Origin of the sequence: Agromyces sp. SYSU T00194, assembly GCF_040496035.1 — a bacterium.
GTDB lineage: Bacteria > Actinomycetota > Actinomycetes > Actinomycetales > Microbacteriaceae > Agromyces > Agromyces chitinivorans.
Map to the genome: position 1 here is coordinate 952,687 of NZ_JBEPJZ010000001.1, position 21,167 is coordinate 973,853.

A 21,167-nucleotide genomic window follows, 5' to 3' on the forward strand; every position below is an offset into this window, starting at 1 on the left:
AGGGGCCGGATGCCGCGAAGCGGACTCCGGCCCCCGGTCGCCCTAGGCCGCGGGCGCCGCCGAATCGGCCCGCGCCACCACGAGCCCCTCGCCGTCATCGGCGAGCTCGACCCGCACCGCGTCGCCGTCGCGCACCTCGCCCGAGAGCAGCGCCCGCGCGAGGCGGTCGTCGATCTCGTGCTGCATGAGGCGCCGCAGCGGCCGTGCGCCGTAGATCGGGTCGTACCCGCGCTCGGCCAGCCAGGCGCGCGCGTCGGGCGTGACGCCGAGCTCCAGGCGCCGCTCGTGCAGGCGCCGCTCGAGCCGGTCGACCGACAGGTTCACGATCTCGCCGAGCTCGGCCTCCGACAGCGCCGAGAACACGACGATGTCGTCGAGCCGGTTCACGAACTCGGGCTTGAACGCCTGCCGCACCGCCTCGCGCACCGCGCGCTCCTTGTCGTCCCACGACAGCGCGGGGTCGACCAGGAACTGCGAGCCGAGGTTCGAGGTAAGGATCAGGATCGTGTTGCGGAAGTCGACCGTGCGCCCCTGCCCGTCGGTCAGGCGGCCGTCGTCGAGCACCTGGAGCAGCACGTCGAAGACCTCGGGATGCGCCTTCTCGACCTCGTCGAGCAGGATCACCGAGTACGGCCGGCGCCGGACGGCCTCGGTGAGCTGGCCGCCCTGCTCGTAGCCGACGTACCCGGGGGGCGCGCCGACGAGCCGCGAGACGGAGAACTTCTCGCCGTACTCGGACATGTCGATGCGCACCATGGCGTGCTCGTCGTCGAAGAGGAACTCGGCGAGCGCCTTGGCGAGCTCGGTCTTGCCGACGCCGGTCGGCCCGAGGAACAGGAACGAGCCGGTCGGGCGGTTCGGGTCGCTGATGCCGGCGCGCGAGCGGCGCACCGCGTCGGCGACCGCGGCGACCGCGGTCTTCTGCCCGATCAGGCGCCTGCCGAGCTCGGTCTCGAGCCCGAGCAGCTTCTCGGTCTCGCCCTGCAGCAGTCGGCCGACCGGGATGCCGGTCCAGGCGGCGATGACGGCGGCGATGTCCTCGTCGGTGACCTGCTCGTTGACCATGCGCGGCTCGTCGGGCGCCTCCTCGGCGCGTTCGGCCTCGACCAGGTCGCGCTCGAGCCGTGCGATCGTCTCGTACTCGAGCTTCGACGCCTTCGCGTAGTCGGCCGCGCGCATGGCGAGGTCGCGCTCGGTGCGCGCCTCGTCGAGCGCCTTCTTCAGGTCGCCGACGCGGTTGAGGCTCATGCGCTCGCGATCCCACCGCTCGCGCAGCGTCGCCAGCTCGCGCTCCTGTGCGATCAGGGTCTCGCGCAGCGATGCGAGGCGCTCCTTCGAGGCGTCGTCCTTCTCCTTCTTGAGCGCGAGCTCCTCGAGCTTCATGCGGTCGACCTGGCGCTGCAGCTCGTCGATCTCGACGGGCGACGACTCGATCTCCATCTTCAGCCGGCTCATCGCCTCGTCGACGAGGTCGATGGCCTTGTCGGGCAGCTGGCGTGCCGAGATGTAGCGGTTCGAGAGGGAGGCGGCCGCGACCAGCGCGGCATCCGTGATGGTCACGCCGTGGTGCGCCTCGTACCGGCCCTTCAGCCCGCGCAGGATCGCCACGGTGTCCTCGACGCTGGGCTCGCCGACGTACACCTGCTGGAAGCGGCGCTCGAGGGCGGCGTCCTTCTCGATGTACTCGCGGTACTCGTCGAGGGTCGTCGCGCCGATGAGGCGCAGCTCGCCGCGCGCGAGCATGGGCTTCAGCATGTTCGAGGCCGCGACCGAACCCTCGCCGCCGCCGGCGCCCATCAGCAGGTGCAGCTCGTCGACGAACGTGATGATGCGGCCCTCGGCCTCGTTGATCTCCTTGAGCACGCTCTTCAGGCGCTCCTCGAACTGCCCGCGGTACATCGCGCCGGCGACGAGCGCCGAGATGTCGAGCGAGACGAGCTCCTTGTCCTTGAGGGAGTCGGCGACGTCGCCCGCGACGATGCGCTGGGCGAGGCCCTCGACGACCGCGGTCTTGCCGACGCCGGGCTCGCCGATGAGCACCGGGTTGTTCTTGGTGCGCCGCGTCAGCACCTGGCTGACCCGGCGGATCTCGGCGTCGCGGCCGATCACCGGGTCGAGCTTGCCGCTCTTGGCGATGGCGGTGAGGTTCACGCCGAACTGTTCGAGCGCCGACTGCTGCTCCTCCTGCGAGCTCGGCGCGCCCTGCATGTTCGCCACGGGAGTCCTTTCACTGGTTCCAAACTTGAGTCAAGTGTACTCAACTTTGAATCGGGTTGCACGTCCCGCAGCTGGGAACCCACTGACGGTGAGCGGATGCCTCCGAGCCCCGCGACACGGCCCCGTAACCTCCGGCGTCGTATCGTCGTGCCATGACCGACACCGCAACCGGTGCTGCACCGCAGGCGTTCCTCGCCGACGACCTCCGGCGCCACCTCGTCCGCTTCGGCGGCAGCTTCACCCCCGAGCTCATCGCACGCGCCGAGGGCAGCTTCCTCTACACCGAGTCGGGCCGCCGGGTGCTCGACTTCACGTCCGGCCAGATGAGCGCGATCCTCGGCCATTCCCACCCCGACATCGTCGCCACCGTGCAGCACCAGGTCGCCACGCTCGACCACCTCTTCAGCGGCATGCTCTCGCGCCCCGTGATCGAGCTCTCGGAGCGGATCGCCGCGTCCCTCCCCGACCCGCTCGAGCGCGTGATGCTGCTCACCACCGGTGCCGAGTCGAACGAGGCCGCGGTGCGCATGGCGAAGCTCGTGACCGGCAAGCACGAGATCGTCTCCTTCGCGCGCTCCTGGCACGGCATGACCGGCGCGGCCGCGGCGGCGACCTACAGCTCGGGCCGCAAGGGGTACGGCCCCGTCGCCCCCGGCAACATCGCGATCCCCACGCCCGACTCGTACCGCCCCGACCTGGTCGGCCCCGACGGGCGGCTCGACTGGCGGCGTCAGCTCGACCTCGCCTTCGACCTCGTCGACGCCCAGTCCACCGGCGCGCTCGCGGCCTGCCTCGTCGAGCCCATCCTGAGCTCGGGCGGCGTGATCGAGCCGCCGCCCGGCTACCTCGCGGCGCTGGCGCAGAAGTGCCGCGAGCGCGGCATGCTGGTCATCCTCGACGAGGCGCAGACCGGCCTCTGCCGCACGGGCACCTGGTACGCGTTCGAGCGCGACGGCGTCGTGCCCGACATCATCACCCTGTCGAAGACGCTCGGCGCGGGCCTGCCGCTCGCGGCGATCGTCACGAGCGACGAGATCGAGGCCGCCGCGCACGAGCGCGGCTACCTGTTCTTCACCACGCACGTCAACGACCCGCTCGTCGCAGCGGTCGGCAACACCGTGTTCGACGTGCTCGAGCGCGAGCGCATGGACGAGCGCGCCGCGCACCTCGGCGAGGTGCTGCGCGCGGGCCTGGTCGAGCTGCAGGGCCGGCACGAGGTGATCGGCGACCTCCGCGGACGCGGCCTGCTGCAGGGCCTCGAGCTGGTGGTCGACCGCGAGACGAAGCAGGGCGCCGACGCGCTCGGCGCAGCCGTCACCCGCCGCTGCTTCGAGCTCGGCCTGCACATGAACGTCGTGCAACTGCCGGGCATGGGCGGCACGTTCCGCATCGCGCCCGCGCTCACGAGCAGCGAGGAGGAGCTGGCGCTCGGCCTCGAGATCCTCGACCGTGCGCTCGGCGAGGTCGCCGTGGCAGACTGACCCGCGACGGGCGCGGGTGCCGTGCCCTCCGTGCGAGCGCAGGGAGCAGGCCATGCCGTTGAAGGGCGAGTATGCCGCCGGGACCGTCGACTGGGCCCGCAACCAGGCCGAGCGGTACGAGGCGACCGACGGACGCGAGGCGAACCGCATCCGCGGGGTGCCGGTCGTGGTCGTCACCTCGGTCGGCGCGCGGAGCGGGAAGCTCCGCAAGACCGCGCTCATGCGCGTCGAGCACGACGGCGAGTACGCGGCGGTCGCGTCGTACCTCGGCGCCGAGCGGCATCCGTTCTGGTACGGCAACCTCCGGGCGCATCCGCTCGTCGAGCTGCAGGACGGCGCCGCTCGGGGCGACTACGTCGCCCGCGAGGTGGAGGGCGGGGAACGCGACCGCTGGTGGGCGCGCGCGGCCGCCGTCTGGCCCGCGTACGACGACTACCAGCGGAAGACCCGGCGACGCATCCCGGTCTTCGTGCTCTCGCCCGTGCACGCGTAGCTCCGGCCCGGGCGGGAATGCGGACCGGGTGCGCCGGGTTGGACCCCGTGAACCGACCTCAGGAGGACCGTCGATGCCGTTGACCGGAGAGTACGCACCCAGCACCGCCGACTGGGCCCGCACGCAGGCCGAGACCTACGAGGCGACCGAGGGCCAGGAGGCGAGCACCCTCCGCGGAGTGCCCGTGATCGTCCTCACCTCGAAGGGCGCGAAGACGGGCAAGCTCCGCAAGACCGCGCTCATGCGCGTCGAGCACAACGGCGAGTACGCGGTCGTCGCCTCGAAGGGCGGCGACCCGAAGCACCCCGTCTGGTACTGGAACCTCAAGGCGCACCCGCTCGTCGAGCTGCAGGACGGCGCGACGCGCAAGGACTACACGGCCCGCGAGGTCACCGACGACGAGCGCGAGACCTGGTGGGAGCGCGCGGCCGAGGTGTGGCCCGACTACGACGCGTACCAGACGCGCACCGACCGGCAGATCCCGGTCTTCGTGCTGACGCCCGTCCAGTCGTAGGAGGCCGGCGGCGCGACCGGGCCGCGGCGCGCCTCATCGCGGGGACGCGCGGCGTCAGCCCCCGTGCGCGAGCGTCTGCACGAGGATCACGAGCCCGCCGAACACGACGAACACCGAGAGCGCGACCAGCTTGCCCCAGACCTTCAGCCGCGACCGCCGCACCGCCAGGTAGGCGATCAGGCCGAGGGTGCCGAGGTAGATGAACGAGTCGATCCGCAGCGCGTCGTGCAGCTCGAGCAGGTCGAGCCAGGCGGCGCCGATCAGGAGCAGGGGGAGCACCGCGGTGCCGAGCGCGCCCACGGCGATGCGCACCAGGAGCAGGGACTCGAGCCGGCTCGGCAGCTCGCCGTGCACGGACACGTGCGCGACCATGTCGGCGAGGAAGCCGGCGATCGTGATGCCCAGCACGCCGAGCGCCAACGTGCCGAAGGCGCGGCCCGGGTCGATGTGGTCGGCCTCGCCGAGCAGCACGAGGGTGATCGCGAGGCCGGTGAACGTCGCGTAGACCCGCTCCTTCAGGTACGCGGTGACGGCGCGCTGCTCGTCGGCGTCGAGCTCCTCGATCGCCCGGCGGTTCGGACGCCCGCGACGCGGGCCGCGGGGCAGGTTCCCGCGGGCAGGGCGCTCGGGTTCGCTCCGCGGCTCGGGCTCGCTCCGCGGCTCGGGCTCGCTCATGGCCGGTCCTCCTCGTCGCCCTCCTGCGGCGCTGCGGCCACCACCCCGGCGGGCGAGGACGCCTCGTCCGGCCCGGGCGCGGGGTGCGGCGGGTCCTCGCGGTCCGGATCGCCCGTGGCATCCGCTCGCTCCACCACGTCGCGGTCGCCCGACAACCACCGGGCCCAGGCGTACCGCGGGTCGCCCTCGAACAGCAGCGCCCGCGCCAGTAGCGTCAGCGGGATCGCCAGGATCGCGCCCAGCGGGCCGATGACGAAGGTCCAGAACACGACCGAGAAGAAGCTCAGCGTGAGCGAGAGGCTCACCGCGTCGCTGACGAACTTCGGCTGCACGAGCACCTGCAGCACCACGTTGACCACGCAGTAGATCGCGATCACGACGAGCATGAGGGGCCAGCCGCCCACCACGAGCGCGAGGATCGCCGGCGGCACGAGCCCCAGCACGAAGCCGATGTTCGGGATGAAATTGGTCACGAACGCGAGGATCGCCCAGACCATCGGTGCGGGGACGCCGACCGCCCACAGCGCGAGCCCGTCGATGATCGCCACGACCGCGCCGAAGCTCGCGTTGACCACGAAGTAGCGGCGCACGTTCGAGTTGTAGCGCTCGAACCGGGCGAGCGTCGCGTCGCGGCGACCGCCGAACGCCGCACGGGCGTCGCCGTAGTGGGCGGCGTCGGCGGCCATGAAGATCACGTACGCGAGCACGAAGAAGAACGCGGTGAGGATGCCGAGCACCCAGCCCGACACGGTCTCGGCGACGCCGAACAGGAAGGACGGGTCGAGCACGGATGCCACCGCGTCGGCCGCCTGCGCCTCGAGCCCGAGCCCGGAGAGCCAGTCGATGACCTCCCCCGCGGTGTCGCTGAGCTGGGAGAAGTAGTCGGCGACGAGGGCGCCGAAGCGGATGCCCGCGAAGGCCAGCATCGCGGCGAGCGCGGCGAGGATGAGGTACCCCACCACGATGACCGCGGTCGTCGCGGCCCACCGCGGCCACCCGCGGCGCTCCAGGGGGTGACGCACCGGGTGCACGATGATCACGATCACCGCGGCGAGCGCGAGCGGCGCGACGATCTCCCTGGCGAACGACACGCCGGCCAGCACGACCACCGCCGCAGCGGCGGCCAGGATCGGGCTCGTCGACCGCGTCCGGCCCTGCTCGGCACGGGGCCTGCGCGCTGCGTCATCCATGGGTCGACGATAGCGAACCGGCCGCGGCTGCAGCGGCGCCTCGCGGCGGCTAGAAGCTGGCGATGCCCTTGCCGAGCAGCACGACCGCGAGCACGAGCAGCAGCACCGCCATGATCGACGCGTTGTGCTGCACGAGCCACTCCCGCAGCCGGCCCAGCGGCGCCGCCATGGCATCGGATGCGACGAGGTACGCCACGACCGGGATCGCGACCGAGCACGCGGCCAATGCCGTGAACACGACGACGCAGACCACGACGGCGCCCACGTCGAGCCCGGCCCCGCCGATCTCGAGGCCGCCGCCCGCGGCGAGCAGCAGGTTCTTCGGGTTGACGGCCGACAGCAGCACGCCGAGCACGAACCCGCGCCCCGCGGTCATCGTGTCGATCGCACCCATCCACTTCGGCAGCTCGGGCTCCTCGCCCGGCGCCGGCCGCCCCCGCCACTGACGCAGTGCGAGGAACAGCAGCGCCGCGGCGAGCACGATCTGCACCACGCCGGTGACCGGCCGCGAGGCATCCGGATCACCCTCCGGCAGCACCGACGAGAGCAGCGTGAACACCGTCGTGGCGAGCGCGATGCCCACGATCCAGCCGGCCAGGAAGCCGACGCCCGTGCCCTTCGCCTTCGGCGACAGCAGCATGAGGATCGCCGCGATGATGGGGATCGGGCTGATCGCGATGCCGACCGCCAGCGGAAGGATGGATCCGATCACGGAGCCCATGGCGCGTCCCCTCTCGAGCCGTCACGCCCGTCGCGGCACGTGCACGACCATCGTGTCGTGCACGGCGTGTTCCTGTCGAGGGTCCTTGGTCCGGGGGTCCCGTGACGGGTCGTGGACACCGCCCGTGGTCACCCGCCGCCGAGCCTCAGGGCAGCACGATCTCGAACCCGGGATCGCCCGGGTCGAGCACGCCGAACAGCGATGCGAAGACGGATGCGTCGCCCGCGATGTCGAGCCCCGGCGACTCGCGGTCGCCGCCGAGCATGGTGATCATGCGCGCCTTCGTGGTCGCCAGGTGCGCCTGCGCGTCCTCCGCGGCGTCCCGCTCCACGTACACGAGCACGCCGTTGCGGAGGGTCACGCGGAAGGACCTGGCGAGATCGGTGAAGGTCACGTCGAATGCGAGGTCGAGGTGCCAGGCCCGCGGGCCGTCCACGGTGATCGCGATCGCGTCGAAGAGCTGCTCCGGGGTGAGTTGGGCGATGATCGACGGCGCGGCCGTGGTCGTCGGGGTGCCGAAGTTGCCCTCGCGCAGCTCGGTCGCTCCCGACAGGAAGAAGTTGCGCCAGGTGCCGTTCTCCGACCCGTAGCCGAGCTGCTCGAGCGTGTCCGCGTAGAGGGCGCGCGCGGGCCCGTGCGTCGCATCCGCGAACACCGCGTGGTCGAGCAGCGTCGCGGCCCATCGGTAGTCGCCCCCGTCGAACGCCGCCTGCGCGAGCTCGACCACGCGGTCGAGCCCGCCGAGGGCGTCGACGTAGCGCGTCGCGAGCTCGGCCGGCGGATGCGGCCAGAGTCGCCCCGGGCTCCCGTCGAACCATCCCATGTAGCGCTGGTAGATCGCCTTCACGTCGTGGCTCACGCTGCCGTAGTAGCCCCGCGCGTTCCACGCCCGCTCGAGCGCCGGCGGCAGCTGGATGACCTCGGCGATCTCGGTGCCGGTGAGGCCCTGGTTGAGCATGCGCAGCGTCTGGTCGTGCAGGTACGCGTACAGGTCGCGCTGCGTCGTGAGGAACGCGCGGATCTCGTCTCGGCCCCAGGTCGGCCAGTGGTGGGAGGCGAACGCGACCTCTGCCCGAGCGCCGAACCGCTCGATGGCCTCGGTCAGGTACCGCGACCACACGTGCGGGTCGCGCACGACGGCGCCGCGGAGCGTGAGCAGGTTGTGCAGCGTGTGCGTGGCGTTCTCGGCCATGCACAGGGCCCGGTAGCGCGGGAAGTAGAAGTGCATCTCCGCGGGCGCCTCCGTGCCGGGCGCCATCTGGAACTCGATCGCGAGGCCGTCGACCAGGTGCGTCTCGCCGGTCTCGCGGATCTCGAGCGTCGGCACGATGAGTCCCGCCTCGCCGACCGAGGTCGTCTGGCCGAGGCCGGCGCCGACCTGGCCGCGCGGGCCCTTCGCGAGTGCGGCGCCGTACATGTAGCCGGCCCGCCGCGCCATGGCCGTCCCGGCGTAGACGTTCTCGGCGACGGCGTGGGCGACGAATCCCTCGGGGGCGATCACCTGCACCTCGCCCGCGTCGACCGCGGCCTGGCTCGTGACGCCGAACACGCCGCCGAAGTGGTCGATGTGGCTGTGCGTGTGGATCACGGCGACCACCCGCCGGTCGCCGCGGTGCGCCCGGTAGAGCGCCAGCGCCGCCGCGGCCGGTGCGGGCATGATGAGCGGGTCGATGACGATGACCCCGGAGTCCGCCTCGACGAACGTGATGTTCGAGAGGTCGAATCCGCGCACCTGGTACACGCCCTCGACGACCTCGAAGAGGCCGTGCCTGGCCACGAGGGTGGACTGGCGCCAGAGGCTCGGATGCACCGAGGTCGGCGCCTCGCCGCCGAGGAAGTCGTAGTCGCCGACGTTCCACGACACGTCGCCGCGCTCGTCGCGGATCACGGGGTCGTCGATCGTCCCCAGGAACCCGCGGTCGGCGAGCGTGACGTCCGCGTCGTCGTCGAACGGCAGTTCGGCCAGGTGCGCGGCGTGCGCCGCCTCGATCGCCGCGCTCGGCGGGTGCTGCTCCATCGTCGATCCCCTCCCCCGGGGGCGGATCGGGCCCGCCGACTCCGACGCTGCCCGACCGGACCACCGCGGTCAAGGGCCGTTGGGCACCCGACGACCGCCGTGCCCTTCCCACGCGCGCACCGCGGCGATAGTTTGAGGGCACTCGGCCGCCGACGAAGGGATCGACACATGGACGCGTACGGGTTCTGGGGGTTCGTCAGCTTCCTGCTGGCGGCCTTCGTGTTCGTGGCCTACCTCTTCGTCCTGGTGGCGATCCTGGGCGACCTGTTCACCGACCACTCGCTGAACGGCTGGTGGAAGGCCGTCTGGATGGTGTTCCTGGTGTTCGTGCCGTTCCTCACCGGGCTCGTCTACGTCATCGTGCGGGGGCACGGCATGGCCCAGCGACGCATGGCGGCACGGCGTGCGACCGACCCCCCGGTGGCGGAGTACTCGCCGCACGTGGCGGCGCCGCCGTCGCCCTCCGACGAGATCGCGAAGGCGAAGTCGATGCTCGACGCGGGCACGATCACGCCCGAGGAGTACGAGGCGCTCAAGGTCCGCACGCTCGGCGAGGGCTGATCGCCCGCCCGCGGGAGCTGATCCCCCGCCCGCCGGAGCCGATCCCCCGCCCGCGGGGTATCGGTTTTCAGGAGCGCGTCGCGCACGCGCGACGCATCCAGGCGCCGGCTGGCACCGCAGGGTGGGTTTCGTGCGCGGGGGGACGATTCGACGCAGCATCCCGCCACCGCCCGTCTTCAGTTCCTGAAAAGCGACCACGAACGCCGGGGCGAGGTCGCGCCGAATACCCTCCTGGGGTATATTCGAACGCGTCCGCACCGCGATCCGGAAGGCAGCCATGACCGACACCACCCGCACCGAACTCCCCCTCGTCCAGTCCTCGGGTTCCGGCGGCTGCGGCGACGGCTGCGGATGCGGCCACGGCGCCGGCGCCGCGACGACGACCGCGACCGCCTCGGCGACGACCGCCGAATTCCTCGTCGAGGGCATGACCTGCTCGCACTGCGTCGCCAGCGTCACCGAGGAGCTCTCCGAGATCTCCGGCGTCGAGCAGGTCGCCGTCGACCTCCACCCCGACGGCGCGTCGCGCGTGATCGTGTCGTCCGCGCAGCCACTGGCCGCCCAGGACGTGCGCGCCGCCGTCGAGGACGCCGGCTACCGGCTCGCGACCGTCTCCTGATCGCGGCGCACCGCCGCGACCCGGGTCGCCACGCATGAGCACCACCGCACCCACCCCGGGCTCCGGCCCGACCCTCGTCGACGTCGAGCTCGACATCACCGGCATGACCTGCGCGTCGTGCGCGATGCGAATCGAGCGCAAGCTCGGGAAGCTGCCCGGCGTCGAGGCATCCGTCAACTACGCCACCGAGAAGGCGCACGTGCGCGCGCCGGAGGACGTCGCCACCGACCGGCTCCTCGAGGTCGTGGCCGCGGCGGGCTACGGCGCCACCGTGCCGGCCCCCGAGCCCGAGCCCGTCGACCCCGACGCCGAGCTCGGCCCGCTGCGCCGCCGCCTCATCGCGAGCACCGTGCTGGCCGTGCCGGTCGCGGTGCTGTCGATGGTGCCCGCGCTGCAGTTCCCGTACTGGCAGTGGGTCGCCCTGGCGCTCACGATCCCCGTCGCCACGTGGGGCGCCTGGCCGTTCCACCGCGCCGCCGCGGTGAACGCCCGGCACCGCGCCGTCACGATGGACACGCTCATCAGCATGGGCGTGCTCGCCGCGTTCGGCTGGTCGCTGTACGCGCTGTTCCTCGGTGACGCGGGCCGACCCGGCATGCACATGACCTTCCGCCTGCTCGGCCCGGCGCCCGGCGGCCACGACGAGCTGTACCTCGAGGTCGCCGCCGCGGTCACGGTGTTCCTGCTGGCGGGCCGCTCCATCGAGGCCCGCGCGAAGCGCGCATCGGGTGCCGCCCTGCGGGCGCTGCTCGAGCTGGGGGCGACGGATGCCACGCTGCTGGCCGACGGCGTCGAGCGACGGGTCGCCGTGCGCGACCTCGTGCCGGGCGACCGGGTGCTCGTGCGGCCCGGCGAGCAGGTCGCCTCCGACGGGCTGGTGGTCGAGGGCGCCTCCGCGGTCGATCGCAGCATGCTCACGGGCGAGTCGGTGCCGGTCGAGGTCGGCCCCGGCGATCGCGTCACGGGCGCCACGCTCAACGTCGGCGGGGTGCTCGTCGTCGAGATCACGCGCGTGGGCGCCGACACCGAACTCGCACGACTGGGTCGGCTCGTCGAGGAGGCGCAGACCGGCAAGGCCGCCGTGCAGCGGCTCGCCGACCGCGTCTCGACCGTGTTCGTGCCCGTCGTCATCGGGCTCGCGCTCGTCGCGCTGGCCGGCTGGCTGCTGGTCGGCGGCACGCCCGAGCAGGCGTTCGGCGCCGCCGTCGCGACCCTCATCATCGCCTGCCCCTGCGCGCTCGGGCTCGCGACGCCCACCGCGCTGCTCGTCGGCACCGGCCGCGGCGCGCAGCTCGGCATCCTCATCCGCGGCCCGCAGGTGCTCGAGCAGACCCGCACGGTCGACACCATCGTGCTCGACAAGACCGGAACCGTCACCACGGGCCGGATGCGCGTGGCGCACGTCGTCGCGGCCGACGGCGAGGCGGGCGACGAGGTGCTCGCGGTCGCCGCCGCGGCGGAGGCCGGCTCGGAGCATCCGATCGCCCGCGCCGTCGTCGAGGCCGGCGGCGCGCACGGCACCGCGCCGACCGCCGGCGAGTTCCTCGCCCACGCCGGGCTCGGCGTGCAGGCCGTGATCGACGGCCGCCTCGCGACGGTCGGCCGCGCCGCCTGGCTCGCCGACGCCTGGTCGATCGCGCTCCCGGAGGCGCTCGCCGACGCCGTGCGCGCCGCGGAGGCCGAGGGCGCGACCGCGGTGGTCGTCGCGTGGGACGGCCGTGCGCGCGGCATGGTCGCCGTGACCGACACCGTGAAGCCGCACGCGGACGAGGCGGTGCGCCGGTTCCGGGGCCTCGGGCTGGAGCCGATCCTGCTCACCGGCGACAACGCCGGGGCCGCGGCGTCGGTCGCCCGCACCGTGGGCATCGACGAGGTGCACGCCGGCGTCACCCCGGCCGGCAAGCTCGAGGTCGTGCGCGACCTGCAGGCAGCGGGACGCACCGTCGCCATGGTCGGCGACGGCGTCAACGACCAGGCGGCGCTCGCGGCATCCGACCTCGGCATCGCCATGGGGCAGGGCACGGATGCGGCGATGGCAGCCTCCGACCTCACCGTCGTCACCGGCGACCTGCGGGTCGTCGCCGACGCCGTGCGGCTGTCGCGCCGCACGCTCGGCATCATCCGCGGCAACCTGTTCTGGGCCTTCGCCTACAACGTCGCGGCGATCCCGATCGCGATGCTCGGGCTGCTGAACCCGCTCGTCGCAGGTGCGGCGATGGCGTGCTCCTCGGTCTTCGTGGTGGGCAACAGCCTGCGGCTGCGACGGTTCCGGCCGCTGGGCTGAGCAGGGCGAGCGGATGCCCCGGGGCATCCGACCCCTGCCCGCCGGTGCGGCCGGCCCGCGCTCAGCGCTCGTTCGTCGGGTCGAGCACCTCGAGCATCGACCCCTGCACGAACCCGACCCACTCGTACGCGGCGCGCATGTAGCCGTCGCGCTCGGTGATCGGCTCGGTCACGGGCTCGGCGTCGCCGCGCTCGTCGGCGATGATGCCGGTGCGCTCGGCGAGGATCAGCCGCAGGTCGGTCAGGAACGTCAGCCAGCCCCACGACGCCGCCTGGTCGAGCTCGATGTCGACGATGCCGCGGTCCTCCTCGGTGCGCGTGGCGTCGCGCACCGCGACCGCGGCCGCACGCTTGGACTGCGCCAGGTCGTCGCGGGTGTACCGACGGAACTCGGCCGACGCCCGGTCGTCGTCGACGTACGCGTCGGGGAACAGGCGGTCGAGCGCCGGGTCGGTGTGGGCCTCCTGCTCGAGCACGGTCACGACCTGCCCGGCGAACTCGGCGAGCAGCATCGCCTCCTCGCTCTCGAGCACGATGCGCACCCCGCCCAGCTCCTGCGCCGCCGAGACGATCACTCGTCGGCCCTCCGCAGCGTGGCCTGCAGTCCGTAGCCGTGCATGGCGGCGACGTGGCGCTCCATGGTCTCGCGGTCGCCCGTCGCGACGACGGCGCGACCCTCGGTGTGGACGCGGAGCATGAGCCGCTCCGCCTGCTGCCGCGGGAAGCCGAAGTAGCTGCGGAAGACGTACGAGACGTAGGTCATGAGGTTGACCGGGTCGTCCCAGACGATCGTGACCCACGGCGGTTCGGTGACGGATGCCTCGTCCGTCGCCTCCCGCACGTCGGGTCGCTCGATCGTCTGCGCCATGCCTCCAGCGTCGCACGAATCGGGGGCGCCGGTCACGGCCGGTTGCACACGCAACGGAATTCCGCGTGCGTCGCGCCCGCAGATCACGAGACCCGTCGAAGCACTGCGCTCCGGCGTCTCAGCACGCAGGTTTCTGACGGGTCTTGCATGCGCCCGACACGAGACCCGTCGAAGAACTGCGCTCCGGCGTCTCAGCACGCAGGTTCTCGACGGGTCTGGCGGGGTCGGAGGTCACAGGCCCTGCATCGTGAACGCGCGGGCGAGGCGACGGCGGAACGGACCGAGGGCGAGCAGGCGCACGGCCGCGTTGCGGGCCGCGAGCCGGGCGCCGCGGGCGGGCCCGCCCATCGCCATGTTGAAGCCGGCCCGGCGGATCGCGCGGGACGCCGCCCGCCGCCGCTCGCGGTCGTACGCGGCGAGCGCCCGCCCGGTGGCACCCGGCGCCCGGCCGCCGGCGAACCCGGCCGCGAGTGCCCGGTCGAGGGCCAGCGCGTCGAGCCAGCCGAGGTTCATGCCCTGCCCGCCGATGGGGCTGACCTCGTGGGCGGCGTCGCCGACGAGCACGACACGGCCGGCGACGAAGCGCGCGGCGAGGTGCTGGCGCGCCCCGAACGCCCGCGCGTCCGGGAGCGGGTCGTCGATGCGGGCGCCCGTGCGGGCCGCCACGATGCGGGCGAGCTCGGCGTCGGCCGCCTCCCCCGGGGTCGCGGGCGCCCCGCCGCGGGTGTCCGGCGCGTCGCCCCGCGCCTCATCGGGGCGCCTGCGCCGTCGCATGCGCCCGTCGACCATCGCCACCCACCGGCGCATCCCGCCCGGCAGCGGGAACGACTCGACCACGCCGCCGGGCTCGAAGTGCAGCAGCGCCGATCCGGGGGCATCCGTGCGGTCGGGCACGTCGCCCATGACGTAGTCGGCGCGTCCGGGGCGGCGGCGCCAGCGGATGCCTCCGGCCGACCGCACGGTGCTGCGCACGCCGTCGGCGCCGACCAGGATGCGCGCGGCGCGCGTGACGCTCGCGGGCGGCAGGCCCACGGCGTCGCGCCCCGCCTTCCCGACGTCGAACTCGACGAACCCGTCGCGCTGGCGCACGGCCGTCACCGGGGTCCCGCGGTGCAGCGCGCCCGGTCGCTCGGCGGCGAACCGCTCCGCGAGCAGCCGCTCGGTCACCGCCTGCGGCAGCGCGAGCACGTACGGCAGGTCGGGGTCGGCCTCGGCGAAGTCGAGCGCGCCGAGGACGCGGCCCCGGCACGACACCCGCCCGTCGCGGATCGGCACGCCGGCCGCGCGAGCCGCCGCGCCGACGCCCACGGCGTCGAGCGCCCGCAGCCCGGGCGGGTGCACGCCGATCGCCCGCGACCGCGCGGTCGGCGTCGCGCGGGCCTCGTACACCTCGACGCGCAGTCCCCGCCGGGCGAGCAGGCACGCGAGGAGCAGGCCGACCGGCCCGCCGCCCACCACGGCGACGTCGAGCATGCGCGCGGCGGCCGACGGCGTCAGGGCCGTTCCCACCAGGCCTCCAGGCGCGACGGGAAGCCGGCGCGCACGCGCCAGCCTGCGGGCAGGGCCGGCGCCAGCTCGGCGACCGTGTGGCTGCGGCGGATCGAGGTGAGGCCGTCCTCGCGGATGTACGATCCGGCGAGCAGGTTCGGCTGGAACGGCAGGGTGCAGATGCCGAACCCCGCATATCCCCAGCGCGAACGCGCGATGTCGGCGTGCAGTGCGAGCCCGCCGGGGCGCAGCAGTCGCTCCGAGTCGGCCAGCAGCCCGCCCAGCTCGGCGCCGTCGAGGTGGTGCAGCACGTGGTTCGAGACGACGAGGTCGTACCGCTCGCCGATGCGCACCAGGTCGGAGCTGTGCGCGCGCCGCAGCGCGAGCCCGGGCACGGCGGGCTGCCGGAGGCCCCAGCGGATCGCCCGCACGTCGGGGTCGATCGCCGTGACCGCGAGCGCCAGCCCGTCGCGCCGCGCCCAGGCGAGCAGCGCGCGCGGCAGGTCGCCGCCCCCGGTGCCGACGTCGAGCAGCGTCGTCACGCGGTCGGCGCGCAGGCGCGGCCGCAGGCGCGTCCGGTAGATCGCGCGCCATCCCGAGACGATCGCGTTGACGATCCCGAACCGGCGGTAGGTGCGCTCGAGCGCGACCGGGTCGCCGTCGGGATCCTCCATGCGCTCCGAGGCATCCGTCGCCCGCCATCGGAGGTCGGGCAGCACGCTCACCCCTCGCGCACCGTCATCAGGGCCGTCTCGACCGTGAGGCCTGGCCCGAACGCCATGGCCGCGACCCGGTCGCCGTCGACGGCGGATGCCGCGTCGAGGATGTTCCGCAGCACGAACAGCACGGTCGCGCTCGACATGTTGCCGAAGTCGCGCAGCGTCTCGCGCGCGGGCACGAGCTGCGCCTCGTCGAGCGCGAGCTTCGCCTCCACCTTGTCGAGGATCGCGCGTCCGCCCGGGTGGATCGCCCAGTGCGTGATCGCCTCGCCCGCCGTCTCGGAGGCGAGGGCCGCCGCGAGCGCCTCGTCGTGCGCGAAGAGGGGCTCGAGCGCCCCGACGATGTGGTCGTCGATGATGTTCGGCACGTAGGTGGAGAGCACCATCTCGAAGCCGTGGTCGCCGATCTTCCACGCCATGTCGCCCTCGCCGACCGGCGTGATCACGGTCTCGAAGCGGTCGAGCTCGAACGCCCGCTCGCCCGCGGCGAGCGGACGCTGCGTGACGATGCCGGCCCCCGCGCCGTCGGCGAACAGCGAGCACGCCACGATCGTGTCGGGGTCGGTCGACGACCGCAGGTGCAGCGTGCACAGCTCGACGCTCACGACCAGCACGACCGCGTCGGGGTCGGCCTGGCAGAACTGCCGCGCGGTGCGCAGCGCGGGCATCGACGCGTAGCACCCCATGAACCCGAGGTGCACGCGCTGCACCGAGGTCGGCAGGCCGAGCTCGCGCACGATCATGTAGTCGGGGCCGGGCTGGTAGAAGCCGGTGCACGAGACCGTGACGATGTGGGTGACGTCGGATGCCTCGATGCCCGGCGTCGCCTCGAGCGCGCGCCGCGCGGCCTCGACGTAGAGCAACGTCGCCTGCTCGGCGTACAGCTCGTTGCGGGTCTTGGTGCCCGGCAGCAGCAGCTCGCCGGAGACGTTGTCGAAGAACTCCGGCGTCTCCGGTCGGGAGTCGTTCGTGAGCTCGGCGATGGCGGTGTGCCGGGTCTCGATGCCCGACACGTCGAACGAGGTGCCGACGATGCGCTGGGCGAGCCGGTTGAGTCCGGGCTGCGCGGCGAACACGTCGCGCACCTGGTCCTGGATGAGCACTGTGGGCGGGACCGCCGTCTGCAACCCCCGGAGCGTCACGGTCATGCCCCACTGTAGGCATGCCCGGCGCCTCCCCGATAGGGGGTGCTCAGCGGCGGGTCGACGCCGTGACGGTGAACTTCGGGGTGCGCGCGAGCTGCCGGGTCGGGCCGACCAGGCGCTCGAGGGCGGGACGGTAGCGCAGGTGCGAGTTCCAGACCGCGACGAGGGTGCCGCCGGGGGCGAGCGCGCGCCCGGCGTCGGCGAAGAGCCGCTCGGCGAGCGCCGTCGTGACGGCGGCGCCCGAGTGGAACGGCGGGTTCAGCACGACCAGGCGCGCGCTCGCGTCGGGAACCGCCTCGAGGCCGTCGGCCCGCGCGACGTCGACGCGGTCGGCGACGCCGTTGGCTTGGGCGGTCGCGCGTGTCGACGCCACCGCGGCGGCGGACTGGTCGAATGCGCGCACGCGGGCACCGGGCATCCGCCGTGCCAGCCAGGCCGCGATCACGCCGCTGCCGCACGCGAGGTCGATCGCCTCGTCGGGCGCCGCGGCATCGACGACCGGGGCGAGGTGCTCGAGCAGCGCCCGGGTACCGATGTCGACGGTGCTGCCCGCGAACACCCCGCCGTGGGCGGCGACGTCGAGGTCGAGCGCATCGTCGTGCGCGCGCGCCGGCCACGGCGAGGGCGCGTCGGGGCGGATCGGTTCGCGCGCGAGCAGCACGCGCGACTTCTGCCGGGCGTGCGAGACGTCGAGGCGGGCGACGTGGCGGCGCAGCACGTCGTTCATCGCGACGGACATGTGCTTGATGCGGCCGCCGGCGACGACCACCGCGTCCTCGCGCGCGGAGGCGGCGACGAGCCCGGCGATCTCGTCGAGCTGGTCGAGCGCGCGGGGCAGCCGCAGCAGCACGAGGCGAGCGGATGCCACGAGCCCGGCGTCGAGCGGCAGGCAGCGCACCGCGTCGGCGACGCCCAGCCGCTCGGCGTTGCGCACGATCGCCCGCTCCCCGAGCAGGGCGTCCTGGTGCACCCGGATGCCGCGGAGCCCCCGTTCGGCCACCGCGAGCGCGAGCGCGCCGTGCGTGTCGCCGATCACGACGACCTCGCCGTCGCCCGCCGCGGCCAGCTCGCCCTCCGCCTCGTCGAGGATCAGCCGGTCGGCCGCGTCCCAGGCCCGCAGCCCGTCGGCCTCGGTGTCGGGCGCGCGCCGCAGCGCATCGAAGTCCACGCTGGCAGGCTACCGGCGCGCGGCCGGCGTCAGCTGCGCGGGTCGAGCGGACGCCACACCACGACCTGGTTCTGCCGGCGCACGCGCGTGCCGGTCTTCAGCGAGATGACCTCGCCCTCGGAGCTCGACGCGAACACGCGCGATCCGGGCCGGTTCAGCATCTCGTCGGCCAGCGCGCCCTCGAGCTCGCGCACCCGCTCCTCCAGGTGCGCGACCCGGTTCTCGAGCTGCAGCACGCGCCGGATGCCCTCGAGGCTCACGCCCTCGGCCGACAGCGCGGCGATCTCGCGCAGCTGCACGACGTCGCGCATCGAATAGCGGCGCGACTTGCCCGGCGTGCGCGACGGCGACACGAGGCCGAGCCGGTCGTACTGGCGCAGGGTCTGCGGGTGCATGCCGGCGAGCTCGGCCGCGACGGAGATCACGAACATCGGGCTTCTCTCGTCCATGCCGTCTCCTCTCGTCGAGCGCTCGGATGCAGGTTACTGGCGTGCGCGCTGCAGCAGCTCGGCACGGGGGTTGTCGTCGGGCACCAGGTCGACGAACTGCTTGAGCGCCGCCTCCGCGTCGCCGGACAGGTGCGAGGGCACCGCCACCTGGACCACGGCGAGCAGGTCGCCGGTGCCCTTCCTGGTCTCGACGCCGCGGCCCTTGACCCGCAGCACGCGCCCGCCGGGCGTGCCGGGCGCGACGCGCAGCTTGACCGGGTCGCCGCCGAGGGTGGGCACCTCGATGGTCGCGCCGAGCGCGGCCTCGGCGAACGTGACCGGCACGGTGACCCGCAGGTTGAGCCCGTCCCGCTCGAAGACGGGGTGCTTGCGCACGTGCACGGTGAGCACGATGTCGCCGGCCTCGCCGCCGTCGGGCGACGGCCGGCCCCTGCCGCGGACCTTGATCTTCTGCCCGTCGGCGACTCCCGCGGGGATGCGCACCGTGATCGGCCTGCCGCCGTCGGCCTGCAGGGTGATCTGGTCGCCGCGGGTCGCCGTGACGAAGTCGAGCGTCGTGCTCGCGGTGATGTCCTGCCCGCGGCTCGGGCCGCCGTACCCGCGGTAGCCGCCGGAGGTCTGGCCGAACCGACCCGAGCCGAACATGCCGCCGAGGATGTCCTCGAACCCGCCGCCGGGCCCGCCCTGCGTGTAGGTGTACTGCTGGCCGCGCGCACCGCCGCCGAACATGCCGCCGAAGACGTCCTCGAACCCGCCGGTGCCGCCCGACGCCCCGGGCGCGGTGAAGCGCGCGCCGGACCCCATCGCGCGGATGGCGTCGTACTCCTTGCGCTGCTCCGGGTCGGAGAGCACCGAGTGCGCCTCGCTGATCTCCTTGAACCTCGCCTCGGACGCCGCGTCGCCGGGGTTGGAGTCGGGGTGGTACGTGCGGGCGAGCTTGCGGTAGGCCTTCTTCAGCTCCGCCTCGGAGACGTTCTTGGAGACGCCCAGCACCTTGTAGAAGTCCTTGTCGAACCAGTCCTGGCTTGCCAACGGCGCCTCCCTTCGACGTGTCCGGAGGCCGTCGGCGCTCCGCAAGAAACCTGAGTCAACTGCGCTCAAGTTTATCATGCGCGAACGGTTCGTCCGCACCCGGATCCCGAGCGCCCGCCGGCATCGGCGGAGCCGCGTGCCGGCCGCGCCCACGCGGGCGCCGCGCGCCCCGGCGTCGCGCCACGAGGAGCGTCACCGAGACACCGAGGGCGACGACGGCGGATGCCACGAGCCCGACGATGCCGAGCGCTCCCGCCGCACCGGCGTCGCCACCGCCGACCGCGCCCGTCACGGCGCAGCGCGGCTCGGCCGCGCCCTCCGCGGCGACGTCGAACTCGGGGCGCTCGTAGGTGAAGTCGACCGTGCCGCGGATCACGTGGCCCTCGATCGTCACCGACCGCCAGGAGGCGGTGTACGCGCCCGATTCGCCCAGCGCGACGGGCACGGTGATCCGCGCACCCGTCGTGGTCGCGCACGCGGTCTCGTAGTGCAGGCCGGCCGCGTCGGTCACGAGCACCGACGACGGGTCGACGTCCGGGCCGAAGTCGATCAGGTCCTCGTCGAAGTCGAGCGCGACCTGCGGCACCCGGTCGACCGTCGCGCCGTCGGCGGGCGTGGTGCCGATGAGGAACGCGTGCGCCCACGCGGGCGTCGACGGGACGAGGGCGGCGATGCCGGTGGCGACGAGCAGTCCCACGGCGGCGGCGAGCGGCGGCAGCACCCGCCGCGCGGCGGACATGCGGAAGCGGGAGCCGCGCGCGTCGCGCGGCTCCCGCCGTTCCGTCTGCTCCCCGCCCACGGGCTCCGGGGCTACTGCGGGGTCTTGACGACCACCTTGGCCGCACGCAGCAGCGTGGAGCCGAGGTAGTAGCCGGTCTCGACCACGTCGGCCACCGTGTCGACCTCGACCTCGTCGCTCGGCTGCTGGAAGATCGCCTCGTGCCGCTGCGGGTCGAACGCCTCGCCCGCCTCGCCGAACGGCGAGAGGCCGAGCTTCTCGACGGCGCCGCGCAGCTTCGCGGCGATCGTGGCGAAGGGCGCGTCGCCCTCCAGGTCGCCGTGCTTCTCGGCCCGGTCGAGGTCGTCGAGCACCGGCAGCAGCACGGCCACGGCCTTGCCGACGGCGCGCTCGCGCTCGACCTCGCGGTTCGCCTCGGTGCGCTTGCGGTAGTTCGCGTACTCGGCGGTGACGCGCTTGAGGTCGGCGAGGTGCTCGCTGGTCGGCTCGTCCACCTCCGCCTGCGCGGCGTTCAGGATGTCGTCGACGGTCAGCGGCTCGTCGTCGGCCGGCGTCTCCGCACCGTCGTCGCCCGAGGCATCGGTCGCGTCGGCATCCGCGTCGTCGGCCGGGGGCATCGAGGTCTCGACGTCCGGACCCTCGAGGGGCTCGAAGAAGGCACCGCCCGAGTCGGCCCCGTCCTCCGGGGCCGACTCGGCGGCGGGCTGCCGAACCTCGCCCGTCTCGGGGTCGATCCGCCGCTTGTCGCGGATGATCGGCTCTTCGCGTTCGTGGTTCTCGTCAGCCAT

21 protein-coding genes are annotated in these 21,167 nt (G+C 73.6%); 6 read left to right on the top strand and 15 right to left on the bottom strand.

Annotated features, from left to right (window positions below):
* Positions 1-42: 42 nt before the first annotated feature.
* Positions 43-2,208 (bottom strand): ATP-dependent Clp protease ATP-binding subunit, encoded by a 2,166-nt coding sequence (locus ABZK10_RS04415; RefSeq protein WP_353809600.1) that lies wholly within the window; start codon positions 2,206-2,208, stop codon positions 43-45.
* A 161-nt stretch (positions 2,209-2,369) separates the two neighbouring features.
* Here ABZK10_RS04415 and ABZK10_RS04420 point away from each other — a divergent pair, with 161 nt between their 5' ends.
* The 3 genes from ABZK10_RS04420 (at position 2,370) to ABZK10_RS04430 (ending at position 4,705) form a co-directional block, all read left to right on the top strand.
* Positions 2,370-3,698, top strand: coding sequence for an aspartate aminotransferase family protein (locus ABZK10_RS04420; RefSeq protein ID WP_353807977.1), 1,329 nt, complete (start codon positions 2,370-2,372; stop codon positions 3,696-3,698).
* A gap of 52 nt (positions 3,699-3,750) precedes the next feature.
* A complete protein-coding gene (locus tag ABZK10_RS04425; protein ID WP_353807978.1) occupies positions 3,751-4,191 on the top strand; it encodes a nitroreductase family deazaflavin-dependent oxidoreductase in 441 nt (146 codons plus the stop codon).
* Between the two features lie 73 nt (positions 4,192-4,264).
* A complete protein-coding gene (locus ABZK10_RS04430; RefSeq protein WP_353807979.1) occupies positions 4,265-4,705 on the top strand; it encodes a nitroreductase family deazaflavin-dependent oxidoreductase in 441 nt (146 codons plus the stop codon).
* 54 nt (positions 4,706-4,759) lie between these two features.
* Here ABZK10_RS04430 and ABZK10_RS04435 read toward each other — a convergent pair whose 3' ends face one another.
* From ABZK10_RS04435 to ABZK10_RS04450, 4 genes are all read right to left on the bottom strand, one after another.
* Positions 4,760-5,380 (bottom strand): hypothetical protein, encoded by a 621-nt coding sequence (locus ABZK10_RS04435; protein ID WP_353807980.1) that lies wholly within the window; start codon positions 5,378-5,380, stop codon positions 4,760-4,762.
* A complete protein-coding gene (locus ABZK10_RS04440; RefSeq protein WP_353807981.1) occupies positions 5,377-6,570 on the bottom strand; it encodes an AI-2E family transporter in 1,194 nt (397 codons plus the stop codon). The genes ABZK10_RS04435 and ABZK10_RS04440 overlap by 4 nt, the downstream gene beginning before the upstream one ends.
* Positions 6,571-6,619: 49 nt before the next feature.
* Positions 6,620-7,291 (bottom strand): GAP family protein, encoded by a 672-nt coding sequence (locus ABZK10_RS04445; RefSeq protein WP_353807982.1) that lies wholly within the window; start codon positions 7,289-7,291, stop codon positions 6,620-6,622.
* A 145-nt stretch (positions 7,292-7,436) separates the two neighbouring features.
* Positions 7,437-9,308 (bottom strand): alkyl/aryl-sulfatase, encoded by a 1,872-nt coding sequence (locus ABZK10_RS04450; protein WP_353807983.1) that lies wholly within the window; start codon positions 9,306-9,308, stop codon positions 7,437-7,439.
* Between the two features lie 168 nt (positions 9,309-9,476).
* Here ABZK10_RS04450 and ABZK10_RS04455 point away from each other — a divergent pair, with 168 nt between their 5' ends.
* From ABZK10_RS04455 to ABZK10_RS04465, 3 genes are all read left to right on the top strand, one after another.
* Positions 9,477-9,869 carry an SHOCT domain-containing protein gene (locus tag ABZK10_RS04455; RefSeq protein ID WP_353807984.1) on the top strand — a complete coding sequence of 131 codons (393 nt, stop codon included), beginning with the start codon at positions 9,477-9,479 and terminating at the stop codon, positions 9,867-9,869.
* Between the two features lie 277 nt (positions 9,870-10,146).
* Positions 10,147-10,488, top strand: coding sequence for a heavy-metal-associated domain-containing protein (locus ABZK10_RS04460; protein ID WP_353807985.1), 342 nt, complete (start codon positions 10,147-10,149; stop codon positions 10,486-10,488).
* A gap of 34 nt (positions 10,489-10,522) precedes the next feature.
* A complete protein-coding gene (locus ABZK10_RS04465; RefSeq protein WP_353807986.1) occupies positions 10,523-12,772 on the top strand; it encodes a heavy metal translocating P-type ATPase in 2,250 nt (749 codons plus the stop codon).
* 61 nt (positions 12,773-12,833) lie between these two features.
* Here ABZK10_RS04465 and ABZK10_RS04470 read toward each other — a convergent pair whose 3' ends face one another.
* The 10 genes from ABZK10_RS04470 to ABZK10_RS04515 all read right to left on the bottom strand — a co-directional run bounded on the left by ABZK10_RS04470 (position 12,834) and on the right by ABZK10_RS04515 (position 21,167).
* The gene (locus ABZK10_RS04470) at positions 12,834-13,346 is read right to left on the bottom strand and encodes a DUF2017 family protein (RefSeq protein WP_353807987.1); all 513 of its coding nucleotides are present in this window, start codon (positions 13,344-13,346) and stop codon (positions 12,834-12,836) included.
* Positions 13,343-13,639 carry an ATP-dependent Clp protease adapter ClpS gene (clpS, locus tag ABZK10_RS04475; protein WP_353807988.1) on the bottom strand — a complete coding sequence of 99 codons (297 nt, stop codon included), beginning with the start codon at positions 13,637-13,639 and terminating at the stop codon, positions 13,343-13,345. Before clpS ends, ABZK10_RS04470 begins: the two co-directional genes overlap by 4 nt.
* A 231-nt stretch (positions 13,640-13,870) precedes the next feature.
* On the bottom strand, positions 13,871-15,148 hold the full coding sequence (locus ABZK10_RS04480; protein WP_353807989.1) for an FAD-dependent oxidoreductase: 1,278 nt from the start codon (positions 15,146-15,148) through the stop codon (positions 13,871-13,873).
* Positions 15,133-15,846, bottom strand: coding sequence for a class I SAM-dependent methyltransferase (locus ABZK10_RS04485; protein WP_353807990.1), 714 nt, complete (start codon positions 15,844-15,846; stop codon positions 15,133-15,135). Before ABZK10_RS04485 ends, ABZK10_RS04480 begins: the two co-directional genes overlap by 16 nt.
* Positions 15,847-15,848: 2 nt before the next feature.
* Positions 15,849-16,994, bottom strand: a complete 1,146-nt coding sequence (locus tag ABZK10_RS04490) for a type III polyketide synthase (RefSeq protein ID WP_353807991.1) — start codon at positions 16,992-16,994, stop codon at positions 15,849-15,851.
* A gap of 43 nt (positions 16,995-17,037) precedes the next feature.
* Positions 17,038-18,159: a methyltransferase gene (locus ABZK10_RS04495; protein ID WP_353807992.1), complete on the bottom strand. Its 1,122-nt coding sequence runs from the start codon at positions 18,157-18,159 to the stop codon at positions 17,038-17,040.
* A 29-nt stretch (positions 18,160-18,188) separates the two neighbouring features.
* Complete coding sequence (locus ABZK10_RS04500) at positions 18,189-18,608, bottom strand: heat shock protein transcriptional repressor HspR (RefSeq protein WP_353807993.1); 420 nt, start codon at positions 18,606-18,608, stop codon at positions 18,189-18,191.
* Positions 18,609-18,641: 33 nt separating this feature from the next.
* Positions 18,642-19,640, bottom strand: a complete 999-nt coding sequence (locus tag ABZK10_RS04505) for a DnaJ C-terminal domain-containing protein (protein WP_353807994.1) — start codon at positions 19,638-19,640, stop codon at positions 18,642-18,644.
* Between the two features lie 55 nt (positions 19,641-19,695).
* The gene (locus tag ABZK10_RS04510) at positions 19,696-20,439 is read right to left on the bottom strand and encodes a copper resistance CopC family protein (RefSeq protein WP_353807995.1); all 744 of its coding nucleotides are present in this window, start codon (positions 20,437-20,439) and stop codon (positions 19,696-19,698) included.
* 11 nt (positions 20,440-20,450) lie between these two features.
* Complete coding sequence (locus tag ABZK10_RS04515) at positions 20,451-21,167, bottom strand: nucleotide exchange factor GrpE (RefSeq protein WP_353807996.1); 717 nt, start codon at positions 21,165-21,167, stop codon at positions 20,451-20,453.

Coding starts and splice junctions, on each gene's coding strand:
- ABZK10_RS04450 (WP_353807983.1), bottom strand. CDS start 9,308: ATGGAGCAGCACCCGCCGAGCGCGGCGATCGAGGCGGCGCACGCCGCG.
- ABZK10_RS04445 (WP_353807982.1), bottom strand. CDS start 7,291: ATGGGCTCCGTGATCGGATCCATCCTTCCGCTGGCGGTCGGCATCGCG.
- ABZK10_RS04420 (WP_353807977.1), top strand. CDS start 2,370: ATGACCGACACCGCAACCGGTGCTGCACCGCAGGCGTTCCTCGCCGAC.
- ABZK10_RS04490 (WP_353807991.1), bottom strand. CDS start 16,994: ATGACCGTGACGCTCCGGGGGTTGCAGACGGCGGTCCCGCCCACAGTG.
- ABZK10_RS04415 (WP_353809600.1), bottom strand. CDS start 2,208: ATGCAGGGCGCGCCGAGCTCGCAGGAGGAGCAGCAGTCGGCGCTCGAA.
- ABZK10_RS04455 (WP_353807984.1), top strand. CDS start 9,477: ATGGACGCGTACGGGTTCTGGGGGTTCGTCAGCTTCCTGCTGGCGGCC.
- ABZK10_RS04425 (WP_353807978.1), top strand. CDS start 3,751: ATGCCGTTGAAGGGCGAGTATGCCGCCGGGACCGTCGACTGGGCCCGC.
- ABZK10_RS04435 (WP_353807980.1), bottom strand. CDS start 5,380: ATGAGCGAGCCCGAGCCGCGGAGCGAGCCCGAGCCGCGGAGCGAACCC.
- ABZK10_RS04500 (WP_353807993.1), bottom strand. CDS start 18,608: ATGGACGAGAGAAGCCCGATGTTCGTGATCTCCGTCGCGGCCGAGCTC.
- ABZK10_RS04515 (WP_353807996.1), bottom strand. CDS start 21,167: ATGGCTGACGAGAACCACGAACGCGAAGAGCCGATCATCCGCGACAAG.
- ABZK10_RS04465 (WP_353807986.1), top strand. CDS start 10,523: ATGAGCACCACCGCACCCACCCCGGGCTCCGGCCCGACCCTCGTCGAC.
- ABZK10_RS04430 (WP_353807979.1), top strand. CDS start 4,265: ATGCCGTTGACCGGAGAGTACGCACCCAGCACCGCCGACTGGGCCCGC.
- ABZK10_RS04440 (WP_353807981.1), bottom strand. CDS start 6,570: ATGGATGACGCAGCGCGCAGGCCCCGTGCCGAGCAGGGCCGGACGCGG.
- clpS (WP_353807988.1), bottom strand. CDS start 13,639: ATGGCGCAGACGATCGAGCGACCCGACGTGCGGGAGGCGACGGACGAG.
- ABZK10_RS04460 (WP_353807985.1), top strand. CDS start 10,147: ATGACCGACACCACCCGCACCGAACTCCCCCTCGTCCAGTCCTCGGGT.